This is a genomic window from Brevundimonas sp. GW456-12-10-14-LB3 (assembly GCF_059424365.1).
Map to the genome: position 1 here is coordinate 89,872 of NZ_JBWKZJ010000006.1, position 14,476 is coordinate 104,347.

A 14,476-nucleotide genomic window follows, 5' to 3' on the forward strand; every position below is an offset into this window, starting at 1 on the left:
GGCGTCCTTAGCGGCTGGGCGCGCACCGCGCCATCGGACCTTTGGTCCAACCAGGGCCGCCTCTTCGCGCGGGCGTGTTCATATCAGGGGCTCCCCGGACTTGCGGATTGCACAAATACGACCCATCCTCCTGTCTCTGACGAGTTTTGAGCAGGAGGCTCGAAGATCATGATCATCGCACTGGCAACCGGTTCCGCCCTGTCCGCCATGCTGCTCGTGATCCTCCATGCCAACCAGCCCAAGCCGAAGCGCGTTCCCGTCCGCGCTCGCGACCCTCGACAAGGTCGCCGCTAGAACGCCTGACGGCGTTACGCTTTTCGACAATCTGAGCCTGACGTTCGGGCCTGAGCGCACCGGCGTTGTCGGTCGCAACGGCGCGGGCAAGAGCACGCTGCTGCGTCTGATCGCCGGCGACCTTTCGGCCAGCGAGGGAAGTGTGACGCGCGCCGCCTCCGTCGGCGTTCTGGATCAACGGTCCGATCCGTCGCGGGACGAGACGACGGGGCAAACCCTGGGCGTCGCGCCCGCCCTGGCGGCGATACACCGTCTGCTGGCCGGCGAGGGCGACGCCCAGGACATGGCCGACGCCGACTGGACGCTGGCGCCCAGGATCGCCTCGGCCTTGGCCGAGGTCGGGCTGAAGGGCTTGCCGATGGACCGGGCGACGAGGAGCCTCAGCGGCGGAGAACAGACCCGGCTGAGGCTGGCGGGCCTGATCCTCGCGGCGCCGGATCTGATCCTGCTGGACGAACCGACCAATCATCTGGATGTCCAGGCGCGGCGCTGGGTGGCCGAGGTGCTGGGTCGCTGGAAGGGCGGGGCGGTGGTGGTCAGCCATGACCGGGATCTGCTGCGTCGCATGGATCGCATCGTCGAGTTGTCCGGCCTGGGGGTCGCCGTCCATGGCGGGAACTACGACCTCTACGTCGCGCGCAAGGCGATTGAGCGCGAAACGGCCGAACGCGACCTGGTCGAGGCTGAACGGACGCTGGCCCGCGTGGCGGCGGACGCCCAGCGTCGCACGGAGATGAAAGCGCGGCGGGACGCGGCCGGACGCCGCAAGGCGGCCAAGGGCGACATGCCCAGGATTCTGATCGACGCCCGGGCCGAGCGGGCCGAAAACAGCGGCGCGGCCGACCGGTTGCTGGCCGCGCGCCAGGCGGCGGAGGCGGAAACCGCCCTGGCCGCCGCGCGCCAAGGGGTGGAGCGGGTGCGGACCCTAACCATCCCCATGCCCGCCACGGGTCTTGCGGCGGGACGGACGGTGGCGACCTTGAGCGGGGCGGTCTGGACGACACAGGACGGGCGGCGGATCGTCGGTCCTGTGGATTTGACCTTGACCGGACCGGAGCGGGTCGCCGTCACCGGCCCGAACGGCGCGGGCAAGACCACCCTGCTGCGGCTCATCACCGGCGATCTTGCACCGACTTCGGGTCAAGTGCAGCGACCTGTTCCCGCAGCCTTGCTGGATCAGGAGGCGGCTTTGCTGCGCCCCCACGAAACCTTGGTCGAGGCCTGGATGCGGCTGAATCCGGACGGTTCGGTCCAAGAAGCCCAGGCGGCCCTGGCACGCTTCCTGTTTCGAAATACGGCCGCGCATCGGCGGGTCGGCGACCTGTCCGGCGGTGAACGGCTGCGGGCCGCCCTGGCCTGCGTCATGACGGGAACGCGCCCGCCGCAGCTTCTGGTGCTGGATGAGCCGACCAACCACCTGGACCTCGATTCGGTGGCGGCGGTGGAGGCGGCGTTGAGCGCCTATGACGGCGCCCTTGTTGTCGTCAGCCACGATGCGGACTTCCTGGCGGCGGTCGGGATAGATCGGACGGTCAGCCTAGCCCGCCCGTCTGCCTGAGGCCCTCCCAAAGGGCGATGCCCGCCGTGACCGACAGATTCAGCGACCGGGCCTCGGGTCTGAGCGGAATCACCACGCGCGCGTCTGCGGCGGCGTGCACATAGTCCGGGGCGCCGGCGGTCTCCTTGCCGAACAGAAGCGTGTCGGTGGGTTCGAAGACGAAGTCGGGCAGGGTCGTCGCCCCCTTGGTGGTGAAGAGCACCAGCCGTTCGGCGGGTCGCTCGCGCTGGAACGCGTCCCAATCCGCATGGCGGGTCATGTGCGATAGGGGGCCGTAATCCAGGGCCGCCCGCTTCATGGCGCGGTCGTCAAAACGGAAGCCTGTGGGCTCAATGACGTGCAGGGCGACGCCGAAACAGGCCGACAGCCGGATACAGGCGCCGACGTTCTGAGGAATGTCCGGTTGAAAAAGGGCGAGACGCATTCTAAGCCCTAGGTATACGCGACCTGGGGGTTTGTCGCGGTCTGTTTGCGAGCGTTTCGCAAGAAACGTCAGCAGCTTGCGGCGAACGCCGCAAATACAGGCCGAGGGGACCACAGGGCAGCGCTTTTAGGGTTCGTGCCGTAGCAGAGGAGCGCCAACACAGGCGGTCCCGGCGGTCTTCGAGAGGTGAAACGTGGCCGAAACGGGTGTGATTCCGGAAGGCGAGGGCGATCCGAATCGCCGCGACTTCATCCATATCGCGGCGGGCGCCGCTGCGGTGGGCGCCGGGGCGATGATCGCCTGGCCTCTGATCAATCAGATGAACCCTGCGGCCGACACCCTGGCCCTGGCCTCGATCGAGTTCGACCTGACCAAGGTTCAGGAGGGCCAGCAGGTCGTGATCAAGTGGCAGGGCAAGCCGGTCTTCGTGCGCTATCGCACCCCGGCCGAGCTGCAGAAGGTCATTACCGAGGGCGCCGTCGGCAGCCCGCCCCAGACGGATGCGGAGCGCACCAAGTCCGGGCATGAGAAATATCTGGTCGTGGTCGGCTCCTGCACCCATCTGGGTTGCGTCCCGACCTTCGGCGCCGGCGATTACGGCGGCTGGTTCTGCCCTTGCCACGGCTCGCACTACGATGCGTCCGGTCGGATCAGGAAGGGGCCGGCGCCCCTGAACCTGGTCGTGCCCGACTACGAATACACGTCCGACACCCGCGTTAAGATCGGTTGAGGGCGAAGGGGGAGGAAATGAGCGAACACGAATCCACCTACGTCCCGAAAACGGGCGTCGAAAAATGGCTGGACACCCGGCTGCCCATCATCCGCTTCGGCGCCGACTATATGTCGCTGCCGACGCCCAGGAACCTGAACTACTGGTGGACCTTCGGCGGCATCCTGGCCCTGTGCCTGATGACCCAGATCGTCACCGGCATCGTTCTGGCCATGCATTATACGCCGAACGTCGACCTGGCCTTCGCCTCGGTCGAGCGGATCATGCGTGACGTCAACGGCGGCTGGCTGATCCGCTATGTCCACGCCAACGGCGCCTCGATGTTCTTCATCGCCGTCTATCTGCACATGCTGCGGGGGCTGTACTACGGCTCCTACAAGGCGCCGCGCGAGATGATCTGGATCATCGGCTGCGTGATCTTCTTCCTGATGATCGCCACGGCCTTCCTGGGCTATGTCCTGCCCTGGGGTCAGATGTCCTTCTGGGGCGCAGAGGTCATCACCAATCTGATCGGCGCCGTGCCCCTGGTCGGCGAACCGATCCTGATCTGGCTGCGCGGCGGCCCGGCGATCGACAATGCGACGCTGAACCGCTTCTTCTCCCTGCACTATCTGCTGCCCTTCGCCATCCTGGGCTGCGTGGTCCTGCACCTTTGGGCCCTTCATTCGGCCGGTCAGAACAATCCGGTGGGCATCCTCATTCCGAAGGATCGCGCCAAGAAGGACACTCTGCCCTTCCACCCCTATTTCACGGTCAAGGACGGCTTTGCGATCATCCTGTTCCTGATCCTGTTCGCCGTCTTCGTCTTCTATCAGCCGAACGCCTTGGGCCACGCCGACAACTACATCCCGGCCAACCCGCTGCAGACGCCCGCCCACATCGTGCCCGAATGGTACATGCTGCCCTTCTACGCCATTCTGCGCGCGGTGCCGGACAAGTTCGGCGGGGTGGTCGCCATGTTCAGCGCCATCGGCGTCCTGTTCGTCCTGCCCTGGCTGGACACGTCCAAGGTGCGGTCGATGCGCTATCGCCCGACCATGCGGACCTTCTTCTTCATCTTCCTGGTGGTCGGCGTCGGCCTGGGCTGGTGCGGCGGTCAGCTGCCGGACGCCCCGGTCATTCCGGGCATGGCCAGCTTCGTCCTGTTCGACGGAGAGGTGAACTCCTACCTATGGCTGACGCGGCTGTTCACCCTCTACTATTTCGTCTTCTTCCTGGTGATCCTGCCCTTCGTGGGGCTGAAGGAGACGCCGCTGCCGATCCCGGCGACGATCTCGGAACCGGTCCTGACGGGGGGCGACGCCGTCCCGGCCGCCGCGCCCGCCTCGCCCGAGAAGAAGGGCTGAGCGTCATGAGCTTTGGAAAAATGAGCGTGTCGATGTCCAGACTGGTCGCTTCGGCGGTCGCCGCCCTCGGCCTGATGACGGCGGCGCCCGCCCTGGCGGAGGGCGGGGCGGCCCACCCCCGTTCCGGCGGCTTCAGCTTCGACGGCCCCTTCGGCGTCTATGACCAGGGCCAGCTGCAGCGCGGCTACAAGGTCTATCACGAGGTCTGCGCCGCCTGTCACAGCATGAACCTGATGCACTACCGGAACCTGGGCGATCGCCACGGGCCGTTCTGGAATCCGAAATATCCGAATCCGAACGACAATCCGGTGGTGAAGGCCCTGGCCAAGGAGATCCAGGTTCCTGACATCGACAGCGAGACGGGCGAGCCGATCCAGCGCGACGCCACCCCAGCCGACAAGTTCCGCGCCCCCTATCCCAACGCCACCGCTGCTGCCGCCGGCAACGGCGGGGCGGCGCCGCCGGACCTGTCGGTCATGGCCAAGGCGCGTCACGGCGGCGCGGACTACATCTATTCCCTGCTGTCGGGCTATCGCGCCCCGCCGGCCGGCCTGCAGATCCGTCCGGGTCAGCACTATAATCCTTACATGCAGGGCGACCTGACCCCCTTCTGGACCGGCAACCCGGACCATGTGCCCGAGGGCGGCTTCATCGCCATGCCGCCGCCGCTGCAGAACGGCCAGGTCACCTATGACGACGGCTCGCCCCAGACGGTGGATCAGTACGCCAAGGACGTCGCGGCCTTCATCGCCTGGACGTCCGAGCCGAAGATGGTCGAGCGCAAACAGGCCGGCTTCGGCGTGATCATCTTCCTGCTGATCTTCGCCGGCCTGACCTACGCCAGCTATCGCCGCATCTGGAAGGGCGTGGCCCACTAGGCGCGCCCGAACGAAAACTGAAACTCAGCCCGCCGAAGCCCGCTTCGGCGGGCATTGTTTTGCGACATCCTGGCCGCTGACATGGAATCGACATGATGGCTTTCCCCGCCTAGGGTTCGGCCTTCTTCTGCGGCTGTGGGGCCCTCTGTTCATGCGTATTCGTTCTTCCTTGGCCGCCGTGCTGATGGCCGGCGCCGCACTCTCCGCCTGCGCCGCGCCGGCGGCTCTTGAAGGCTCACGCCCGGTCGCGGCTTTCGACGCAGCCCGTATCTCCGAGGACATTCGAACCCTGTCGGACGACAGTTTCGAGGGACGCGGCATCGCCACCCCGGCCGAACAGAAGGTAATCGACTATCTGAGCCGCCAGTACGCCGCCGCCGGCTTCCAGCCGGGCGGTCCGAACGGCCAATGGACCCAGGACGTGATCCTGAACCGCTTCACCCAGTCCAACGTCCAGGCGGCGCTGACGCTGGGCGACTGGACCCTGCCGATGACCCAGGGACGCGAGGTCGCTCTCTCCACCCGCCGCCCAGCCGAGCACGTCAGTCTGAAGGACGCGCCCCTGGTCTTCGTCGGCTATGGGATCACCGCGCCCGAGCGGAATTGGGACGACTTCAAGGGCCAGGATCTTCGGGGGAAGGTGCTGGTCGTCCTGGTCAATGACGCCGATTTCGAAGAACCGGCCCTGAACACCTTCGGCGGCAAGGCCATGACCTACTACGGCCGCTGGACCTACAAATATGAAGAGGCGGCCCGCCATGGCGCGGCCGGGGTGCTGATCGTCCATGAGACGGCGCCCGCCTCCTATGGCTGGCAGACGGTCGCCAACTCCTGGGGCGTGCCCCAGTTCGACATCCTGCGCCAGAATGCGGCGGCTGAGCGGGTTCCGGTCGAGGGCTGGATTCAGCGCGACGTAGCCGTCGATCTGTTCCGCCGCGCCGGTCTGGACTTCGAGACCCTGAAGACCCAGGCTCGGAGCCGCGACTTCCAGCCCGTGCCCCTGACCGGCGCCGGCTTCTCCACCGAGTTCGACGTGGCGACCAATCAGGTCACCACCCATAACATCATCGCCCGCCTGCCGGGGACGGCCCGTCCGGACGAGACGGTGCTGTACACGGCCCACTGGGATCACCTCGGCATGGGCGAGCCGGACGAGACGGGCGACCGCATCTTCAACGGCGCCGTGGACAACGCCTCGGGCACGGCGGGCCTGTTGGAGCTGGCGCGGATGTACGGCCGCGCCCCCCGCACCGAACGGTCGATCGTGATGATCAGCTTCACCGCCGAGGAGAGCGGCCTGCTGGGCGCCGAATACTACGCTTCCAACCCCGTCTATCCCCTGGCCAGGACGGTGGGGGGCTTCAACATGGATTCGATGAACGTCTATGGCCGTGTCACCGGCCTGGGCGTGACCGGCTACGGCCAGTCGGACTTCGACGAGCGTCTGGCCGCCGCGATTGAGCCCCAGGGCCGCACCCTGATGCCGGATTACGAGAACTCCGCCGGCACCTACTACCGGTCCGACCACTTCCCCCTGGCCAAGCGCGGCGTGCCGATGGCCTATGCCGGCAGCCGAGGCGACTTCCGCGACGAGCCGGTCGCCGAACGCCAGGCGGCGCGCAGCGAATACGGCGCCAAACGCTATCACCAGGCCGCCGACGAATGGTCTGCGGACTGGGACTACAGCGGCATGATCGAGGATCTGACCGTCTTCTATGACGTCGGCCGCGCCCTGGCGAACAGTCGCGACTGGCCCGAGTGGAAGTCGGGCTCCGAATTCGGTCCCGTCCGCGCCGTCACCGCCGCCGAACGCCGCTAAGCCCGCTGCGCCTCCCGCTTTTTCTTATTTGAGACCCTTCATGATCCTGCGTCGTTCTTCCTTCATCGCCGCTGCGGCCCTGCTCCTGGCCGCCTGCGCCACGGCGCCCGTGGCGCCGCCTGTCGTTACGCCGGCGACTGACGCCTTCGCCGTGGCCTCGGCCGCCACGCCCCAGTTCAGCGCCCAGCGCCTGTCCGACCACATCAAATATCTGGCCGACGATCGGCTGGAGGGGCGTTTCCCCGGCCTGGTCGGCGAGCGGCTGACGCTGGAGTATCTGCAGGCCCAGTATGAGGCCATGGGTCTGGAGCCGGGCGGGCGCGACGGCTCCTGGCTGCAACCGGTCGATCTGGTGCGGTTCACGCCCGAACGGCCTCCCGTGGCGACCTGGACCGGCGCCGACGGCGTCAGCCATGACCTGACGTCGGGCACAGACATCACCCTGCGCGCCGGCCCGGCCGATCCGGTGGTCAAGGTCGCCGACGCCCCGCTGGTCTTCGCCGGCTACGGCATTGTGGCGCCCGAGCGGGGCTGGGACGACTATGGTTCGACCGACCTGACCGGCAAGGTCGTGGTCATCCTGCGCGGCCAGCCTGAGTCCATGGGCGCCGATCCCAACTTCTACGGCTCGGGCGAACACAAGACCCAGGAGGCGCTGAAGCGCGGCGCCGTCGGCGTCATCAGCCTTCAGGACGTCGAGGGCCGCTGGCGCCGCGCCGTCGGCGGCGCGACCCGGCCGGTGATGACGGTCAAGGGCGCGCGCGACGCCCGTTTCACCGGTTCGATCAATATGGCGACCGGGGCGGCCATCGGCGGCGACGTCCTGGCCCAGGCCCTGGCGCGCGGCAAGACGGCGAGCCTGGGCGGCGGCGTCGATCTGGGCGCCCGGCTCAGCGTGGACATCGCCGAAAAGACCGAGGTCATCCACTCCAACAATCTGCTGGCCAAGATCACCGGCACGACCCGGCCCGATGAATATGTCTTCTACTCCGCCCACTGGGACCACGTCGGCAAGGCGCGTCAGCCGGACGCGGAGGGCGACGACATCTTCAACGGCGCCTGGGACAACGCCTCAGGCACGGCCGGCCTGATCGAAATGGCCCGCGCCTTCAAGAACGGCCCGGCGCCGGAACGCACCGTGGTCTTCCTGCACGTCACGGCCGAGGAACAGGGGCTGTTGGGCTCGGAAGCCTATGCGGCCGACCCGGTCTATCCGCTGGCGAAGACGGCGGCCGACATCAACATCGACATGCTGCCCTTCACCCCGGCGACGCGCGACGTGGCGGTCTTCGGCGTCGGCAAGTCCGAACTGGAAGATGTTCTGGGACGGTTCGCCGCCGTCCAGGGGCGCACCGTCACTGGCGACGGTTATCCGGAAGAGGGCTTCTACTACCGTTCCGACCACTTCAACTTCGCCGCAGGCGGGGTGCCGGCTCTGATGCCGTGGAGCGGCCGTGATTTCGTGGAGGGCGGAATCGAAGCGGGCAAACCCTATTACGAGGCCCAGATGGCTCGCTACTATCACAAGCTGACGGACGAATGGCGGGCGGACTACGACTTCACCGCCGCACTTCAGAACCTGGATCTATTGTACCGGCTGGGTCTGACGGTGGCCGACAGCACCACCTGGCCGGCCTGGAAGCCGACAGCCGAGTTCAACGCCATCCGCGACGCCTCGGCCTCCGAACGGCGCTGAGGCCGTCGGCGGCGGGCGATCCGGACCTCAACGGGCGGCGGCGGGCTGGCTTGATGTGGCCTGGGCAATCAACTCGCGAGCCCGGGCGACGGCCTCGGCCTCAGCGACTTCGCCGTCGGCCAGCGACTGGGCCAGATCCATCAGCGGCGCTCCAGTGACGGCGCCGGTCTCGGCCTCCTGCTGCAGATGGACTCCGTTTCCGGCGACGATGGCTGCATCCCAGGCGTCGCGCACGGCGGCCCAGAAGCCTTGGGTCTTGGCCCAATAGTCGTCCCCCGGCTTGGGGGAATAGCTGTCGTTCCGGTCGTAGGTGTTGATCACATCTTCCTGGACCACGGCGACCGGCGCACCGTCCGGCTGGCCGGCCATCTTCATGTTGTCCTGAATATGCACCCAGCCGGCCGGCGTCAGGATGTGGCGATTGGTCCCCAGATAGCGGTCGTAGATCGGATGACGCACCGCGTCCCGCCGCGCCAGCGGTCGCCAGGTCGGGTCGGACGTCCAGGCCGTCAGACCATTGTCATAGGTCCAGCGGCCGACGCCGCCGTAACGGGGTGAATCGTCCGTCTGCCACACCGTCTGCGACCAAGCGCCCTGACGCTGAGCTTCGGGGACGGGGGTCAGCACCCACTGGTTCGGCCCGGCGTAGGTCAGGACCGTCTGCGGCTGATAGGTCCAGTCCTGGCGCCAGTGTTTTATGACCATGGTTTGGCCGTCGTGCTCCATCACCAGGATGTGCTGCAGGCTGATCCGGTCGCCCTTGTCATAGACCACCCGCACGATCTCGCTGCCGCCGGACAGCTTCTCCTCCAGCGGATCGTAGTCGGCGCGGAAGCTGACGTTCTCGCGCATGTCGAAATGGACGCGGTATTGGCCCGCCTGGGCCAGAATGGCCTGGCGGTCCCGCTCGAAGGCGTCGGTCGCCGCGGCGACGGGCGGCTGAGCGGCGGTCGCCAGCGCCTGGGAGGCGGGGGCGACGGCTAACAGGGCGGCGGCGATCAGAATGGCGCGCATGGGGCGTGTCCTTGAAGTACGTGCGGTCATGGCGGTTACAGGCGCAAGGTCAGGGAAAGGCCGAAGTTGCGGCCAGGCTGGGTGTAGGCGTCCTTGACGGTCGATGCGGCGGACAGGCCCCGCACGTCGCTCCACCAGCCGTAGGTCTCGTCAAAGACGTTGAAGGCGCCCGCGCGCAGGGTGGCGCGTTCGGTCACGTTCCAATAGGCGGTCAGGTCTAGCAGGGTGAAGCTGTCGCCCAGATAGCAGGCCGCGCCGCAAGACAGATTGTATGTGGCCCTATCCTTATTGCCGGACCAGGTAACGGTGGCCGATCCGCCCCAAACGCCAGAAGGCGCCGCGTAGTGAACGCCGGCCACCACCTTGACCGGATCGATGCTGCTGAGTTCGGTGCGGCGGCCGTCGGTCGTCTGCTCTCCTTCGGCATAGGCGGCCGACCCGATCAGGCTGAAGCCGTTGTCCCAATAGAGGTCCGCACGGGCTTCCAAGCCGCGAATGTCCACCTCGGTCAGGTTGACGTATTGATAGACAAGAGGATCAACGCCCGGTACGCCCGTGCCGCTGACCGCCACCTGGTCGATGAAGTCGTCATAATGTGTGGCGAAGGCCGTGGTGTTCAGACGCATCACGCCCCCGGCCACGTCGATGCCGCGCAGTCGGAAGCCGGCCTCGAAGCTTTCGCTGGTTTCCGGCGACAGGTTCGGATTGGGGATCGAGCGATAGCCGAAGACCGGGTTCTCGAAATAGTTGTTCACCTGCATCGGCGACGGCGCACGGAAGCCCAGGCCGTAGCTGGCGAAGACGCCCAGATGCGCGCCGGTCCAATAGACGACGCCCAGCTTGGGCGAGATATGGTCGTCGCTCTGTCCCGAGGCTGCGGCGGGGAACTCGGCGTCCACCTTGGGCGACAGGTCGTACCAGTCGTAGCGCACGGCGGGGATGATGCTGAGGGCGCCCCCAAGCGCCTCGATCTCGTCCTGGACGAACAGGCCAGCCAACTGGAAATCGGTCGTCGGGAAGGCGCGGACAGGGAAGGTCTCGCCGACCGGCGGCGTGATCCCGTCGCGCAGACCCTCCTGGGTCGTCTTGGACCAGTCGCCGCCGAAGGTGACGCGGTGCCGGACCGCGCTCGTCTCGCCGAACACCCGCGCCCCTTGGGCGGCCAGGCCATAGACCCTGTTGTCGAAGGTGACGTCCCGCGCCCGGTCCACGGCCGGCGTGCGATCCTCAAAGGTGTACTGCCGCGTCTCGGCGTCCTGCCAGTACAGGCTGATCGAGCCGTCGCTCAGACCGGCGAAATCATTGAAGCGCCAATCACCGCTTATGCGGTCGCGCCGGGTCTCGTCATGGGCGGTGACGGACAGGACGGTCGCGGACCGGCTGCTCAGGGCGTCGCCGGTCATGTCGGAATCCAGATGGTCGTAGGTCAAACGCAGCACATGGTTCGGCGCGGCCTGCCACACCAGCTTGCCCAGATAGGCGTTGGAGGCGAAGTCCTGGGGGTTGGGCTCGGTGCGGGCGGCGCCGACCCCGCCCATCCGGCCCTTGTTCTCCGTCTCCTGATGGTCGCGGCGGGTGTAGGCGATCAGCCCTGACAAGGCGCCCGATCGGCCGGCGAAGGCCAGTCCCTCGGTCCAGCCCTCGTCGGCCGAGCCGTAGCCGACTCGCGCCCGCGCGCCGAAGGCCTGACCCGCGTTCATGAAATCGACCGGGTCCTTGGTCTTGAACGCCACCGCACCCGCCACGCCGTCCGAGCCGTAAAGGGCCGACGCCGGGCCGCGCAGGATCTCGACCGACTTGGTCAGGTCCAGGTCATTATAGCCGCCGCGCCCCACCGCCTGGGCCCCGAAGCTGAAACCCGCAGGCAGACGCACACCGTCATTGATGATCAGCACCCGGTCGCCGCCCATGCCCCGGATGGTGAAGCCCGAATCGCCGTCGCGGCCCGCGCCGGACAGGGCCAGGCTGAAGCGGGCGGGGGAGGTGGGCACGCTGACCCCTGGCTCATACCGGATCAGATCCTTGATGTCGGTCGCCAGCATGGCTTCGATCTCGGCGTCAGTGATGACGCTGATCGTGCCGGGCGTCCGCGACGCCTGCCGCTCCGACCGCGTGCCGATCACGACGATCGGATCAACCTGGGTCGCTGCGACCACGGGCGTTTCGGCCCGCGCGGAGGCGGTGGAAAGGGCGGTGGCGGCCGCGGTGACGGCGACGGTGCAGAGGAGAAGGTGATTGCGCATAATAGCCCCGGCTGATGAAGGCGGCTTCATTAATGCGAACGATTATCAGAATCAACCGCATTTGTCGCGCGGGTTTGAACCGGCGTTGGGTCTCGACGTTGCGGTGTCATGAGACTCGCCTTGTTTCCGCTGCTCGCCCTGGGTTCCCTGCTGGGCGCTTGCGGCGAGAATGACGTCAATCCTCCCGACCAGCCCGCCGCGCCGCTCAGGACCGCCGAAGCCATGCAGGCGGTTGAACCGCCCGGCCCCTCGTCCCTGGCGTCGCGGGGGCCGCGCAGCTTCGTCGGGGTCTGGGCCGGCGACCTCGCCTGGTGCGCCCGCCCGCAGGGCGACCGACGGCCCCTGACCATCACCCCTCAGCGGTTCGAGGGGTATGAGAACCGTTGCGACATCGCCCATATCGACGAGACGCCCCACGGCTATGTGGCGACGTTGAACTGCACGGCGGAGGGGCAGGTCGCGACCGAGCGCGTCCACATGGCGGCGGCCGGCGACGTCATGAACCTGACCTATATTGACCGGGATATGACCACGGTGAAGCTGCTGCGCTGCCCCGGCTCGCCACGGGCGCCCGACCCCGCCAATCCGCTGGAGAAGATGCTGAAGCCCGACAAGGACCAGGACCAGGCCGCAGCGCGGCAGTCCCCCTGATCTGACGCCTCAGTTGAACAGGAAGTTCATCACGTCGCCGTCCTTGACGACGTAGGACTTGCCTTCCGCGCGCAGCTTGCCGGCTTCGCGCGCCTTGGCCTCGCCGCGCAGGGCGACGAAGTCTTCGAAGGCGATGGTCTCGGCGCGGATGAAGCCTTTTTCGAAGTCGGTGTGGATGACGCCCGCCGCCTGGGGCGCGGTGTCGCCGACATTGATGGTCCAGGCGCGGGCCTCTTTGGGACCGACCGTGAAATAGGTCTGCAGGCCCAGCAGCTTGTAGGCCTCGCGGATCAGCCGGTTCAGGCCGGGTTCCTCCAGACCCAGGGTCTCCAGGAACTCTTTCTGCTCGGCGTCGTCCAGCACGGCGATCTCGGATTCGATCTGGGCCGAGATGACGACCGAGTTGGCGTTGTCCTGGGCGGCGCGGGCGGCGACCTTGGCCGACAGCTCATTGCCCTGGTCGGCCGAACCCTCTTCGACATTGGCGACATAGAGGGCGGGCAGGGCGGTCAGCAGCTGCAGCATGTGCCAGGCCTTCATGTCCTCCTTGGACACCTCGGCGGTGCGGGCGGGCTTGCCGGCGTTCAGCTGGGCCAGGGCCAAATCGACCAGTTTCAGCGTCAGCGCCGAATCCTTGTCGCCGGTCTTGGCCCGCTTCTCCAGCTGGGGCCGGCGGCGCTCCAGGCTTTCCATATCGGCCAGCATCAGCTCCGTCTCGATGATGTCCAGATCGGCGATCGGATCGATGCGGTTTTCGACGTGGGTGATGTCGTCGTCGACGAAGCAGCGGGCGACGAAGGCCACGGCGTCGCAGTCGCGGATATTGGCCAGGAACTGGTTGCCCAGGCCTTCGCCCTTGGAGGCGCCGCGCACCAGGCCCGCGACGTCCACGAAGGTGATGCGGGCGGGAATGATCTCCTTGGAGCCTGCGATCTCGGCCAGGGCGTTCAGGCGCGGCTCTGGCACGGCCACGTCGCCGGTGTTCGGCTCGATGGTGCAGAACGGATAGTTGGCCGCCTGGGCCGCCGCCGTCTTGGTCAGGGCGTTGAACAGGGTGGACTTGCCGACATTGGGCAGGCCGACGATCGCGACTTTCAGGGCCATGGGATTCCTCGTGAGGCGCGAGCCTTTAGCCGGTTCGAACCGGTTTGTCAGGCTCGCGCTTCAAAAGGCCTCAGTGGGCGGCGTGATCCATCTCTGCCATGGTCGGTTGGCGCACCGCCGCCTGAACCGTCACCTCGGGCGCCGAGGCGAACGTCAGGGTGATGGGCACGGTCTCGCCTGCGACCAGGGGGGCGGTCAGGCCGATCAGCATCAGATGATTGGCGCCGGGCGCCAGCTCGACCGCCTGACCGGCCGCCAACGGCAGGCCCTCGGTCAGTTGGGCCATCTTCATCATGCCGTTCTCGGTCTTCATCTCATGGACCTGAAGCTCGGCCGCGCGCGGGGTGGAGCCGCCGATCAGCCGGTCGTCGGTCTGGGCGGTCAGGGTGACGTAGCAGCCCCCGGCCTTGGCCCCGTTCGGCGAAGGGCGGCACCAGGCGTCAGAGGCGGTCACGGCCGCGGCCGTCGCCTCAGCGGCAGGGGCCGGCTTGTCCGCGGGCGGATTACAGGCCGCCAGTGCGAGGGCGACGGCGGCGAGGGACAAAGAGGTCTTCATGGCGTCGGTTCTTTCAGGAGACGGCGGGACGTCGCCGGATCATCGGCCGCACGGCTCGATCGAGCAATACGGCGAGGACCAGGCTCAGGCCCGTCAGGGGATAGAGAAGGGCGAGGGGCAGGACGATGCCCAGGACAGCCGCGCGGACGCGCGGTCCGGGCGG

Annotated in this window: 12 protein-coding genes; 7 read left to right on the forward strand and 5 right to left on the reverse strand. The window is 67.3% G+C overall.

The annotated features are described in order from the left end of the window. The first annotated feature begins 226 nt into the window (after positions 1-226). Positions 227-1,852 carry an ABC-F family ATP-binding cassette domain-containing protein gene (locus AC07XS_RS04615; RefSeq protein ID WP_182713668.1) on the forward strand — a complete coding sequence of 542 codons (1,626 nt, stop codon included), beginning with the start codon at positions 227-229 and terminating at the stop codon, positions 1,850-1,852. Here AC07XS_RS04615 and AC07XS_RS04620 read toward each other — a convergent pair. Next, positions 1,827-2,276, reverse strand: a complete 450-nt coding sequence (locus tag AC07XS_RS04620) for a tRNA (cytidine(34)-2'-O)-methyltransferase (protein WP_182713667.1) — start codon at positions 2,274-2,276, stop codon at positions 1,827-1,829. The genes AC07XS_RS04615 and AC07XS_RS04620 overlap by 26 nt on opposite strands. Before the next feature lie 193 nt (positions 2,277-2,469). Here AC07XS_RS04620 and petA point away from each other — a divergent pair, with 193 nt between their 5' ends. The 5 genes from petA (at position 2,470) to AC07XS_RS04645 (ending at position 8,745) form a co-directional block, all read left to right on the forward strand. Continuing rightward, the gene (gene petA, locus AC07XS_RS04625) at positions 2,470-3,006 is read left to right on the forward strand and encodes a ubiquinol-cytochrome c reductase iron-sulfur subunit (protein ID WP_054765383.1); all 537 of its coding nucleotides are present in this window, start codon (positions 2,470-2,472) and stop codon (positions 3,004-3,006) included. Between the two features lie 17 nt (positions 3,007-3,023). After that, entirely contained in the window at positions 3,024-4,352 is a 1,329-nt protein-coding gene (locus AC07XS_RS04630) for a cytochrome b (RefSeq protein WP_054765384.1), read from the forward strand. Between the two features lie 32 nt (positions 4,353-4,384). Then, positions 4,385-5,230 carry a cytochrome c1 gene (locus AC07XS_RS04635; RefSeq protein ID WP_182713666.1) on the forward strand — a complete coding sequence of 282 codons (846 nt, stop codon included), beginning with the start codon at positions 4,385-4,387 and terminating at the stop codon, positions 5,228-5,230. 151 nt (positions 5,231-5,381) lie between these two features. Continuing rightward, positions 5,382-7,049 carry a M28 family metallopeptidase gene (locus AC07XS_RS04640; RefSeq protein WP_182713665.1) on the forward strand — a complete coding sequence of 556 codons (1,668 nt, stop codon included), beginning with the start codon at positions 5,382-5,384 and terminating at the stop codon, positions 7,047-7,049. Between the two features lie 40 nt (positions 7,050-7,089). Then, positions 7,090-8,745 (forward strand): M28 family peptidase, encoded by a 1,656-nt coding sequence (locus AC07XS_RS04645; protein WP_182713664.1) that lies wholly within the window; start codon positions 7,090-7,092, stop codon positions 8,743-8,745. Between the two features lie 27 nt (positions 8,746-8,772). Here AC07XS_RS04645 and AC07XS_RS04650 read toward each other — a convergent pair whose 3' ends face one another. Both AC07XS_RS04650 and AC07XS_RS04655 read right to left on the reverse strand, forming a co-directional pair. Continuing rightward, complete coding sequence (locus AC07XS_RS04650; protein ID WP_182713663.1) at positions 8,773-9,759, reverse strand: DUF6607 family protein; 987 nt, start codon at positions 9,757-9,759, stop codon at positions 8,773-8,775. Positions 9,760-9,794: 35 nt separating this feature from the next. Further along, the gene (locus AC07XS_RS04655) at positions 9,795-12,002 is read right to left on the reverse strand and encodes a TonB-dependent hemoglobin/transferrin/lactoferrin family receptor (protein WP_182713662.1); all 2,208 of its coding nucleotides are present in this window, start codon (positions 12,000-12,002) and stop codon (positions 9,795-9,797) included. A gap of 120 nt (positions 12,003-12,122) precedes the next feature. Between AC07XS_RS04655 and AC07XS_RS04660 the strand changes: the two genes are divergently transcribed. Continuing rightward, positions 12,123-12,653, forward strand: coding sequence for a hypothetical protein (locus tag AC07XS_RS04660; RefSeq protein WP_182713661.1), 531 nt, complete (start codon positions 12,123-12,125; stop codon positions 12,651-12,653). A 9-nt stretch (positions 12,654-12,662) separates the two neighbouring features. Here AC07XS_RS04660 and ychF read toward each other — a convergent pair whose 3' ends face one another. Further along, entirely contained in the window at positions 12,663-13,757 is a 1,095-nt protein-coding gene (gene ychF / locus AC07XS_RS04665; RefSeq protein WP_152949891.1) for a redox-regulated ATPase YchF, read from the reverse strand. 70 nt (positions 13,758-13,827) lie between these two features. Next, the gene (locus AC07XS_RS04670) at positions 13,828-14,313 is read right to left on the reverse strand and encodes a copper chaperone PCu(A)C (protein ID WP_182713660.1); all 486 of its coding nucleotides are present in this window, start codon (positions 14,311-14,313) and stop codon (positions 13,828-13,830) included. Positions 14,314-14,476 lie beyond the last annotated feature (163 nt).

Excerpts from the sequence above, each read along its gene's own strand:
- AC07XS_RS04630 (WP_054765384.1), top strand. The coding sequence starts at position 3,024 with ATGAGCGAACACGAATCCACCTACGTCCCGAAAACGGGCGTCGAAAAA.
- AC07XS_RS04655 (WP_182713662.1), bottom strand. The coding sequence starts at position 12,002 with ATGCGCAATCACCTTCTCCTCTGCACCGTCGCCGTCACCGCGGCCGCC.
- AC07XS_RS04650 (WP_182713663.1), bottom strand. The coding sequence starts at position 9,759 with ATGCGCGCCATTCTGATCGCCGCCGCCCTGTTAGCCGTCGCCCCCGCC.
- AC07XS_RS04640 (WP_182713665.1), top strand. The coding sequence starts at position 5,382 with ATGCGTATTCGTTCTTCCTTGGCCGCCGTGCTGATGGCCGGCGCCGCA.
- AC07XS_RS04635 (WP_182713666.1), top strand. The coding sequence starts at position 4,385 with ATGTCCAGACTGGTCGCTTCGGCGGTCGCCGCCCTCGGCCTGATGACG.
- AC07XS_RS04620 (WP_182713667.1), bottom strand. The coding sequence starts at position 2,276 with ATGCGTCTCGCCCTTTTTCAACCGGACATTCCTCAGAACGTCGGCGCC.
- AC07XS_RS04670 (WP_182713660.1), bottom strand. The coding sequence starts at position 14,313 with ATGAAGACCTCTTTGTCCCTCGCCGCCGTCGCCCTCGCACTGGCGGCC.
- AC07XS_RS04645 (WP_182713664.1), top strand. The coding sequence starts at position 7,090 with ATGATCCTGCGTCGTTCTTCCTTCATCGCCGCTGCGGCCCTGCTCCTG.
- ychF (WP_152949891.1), bottom strand. The coding sequence starts at position 13,757 with ATGGCCCTGAAAGTCGCGATCGTCGGCCTGCCCAATGTCGGCAAGTCC.
- AC07XS_RS04615 (WP_182713668.1), top strand. The coding sequence starts at position 227 with ATGCCAACCAGCCCAAGCCGAAGCGCGTTCCCGTCCGCGCTCGCGACC.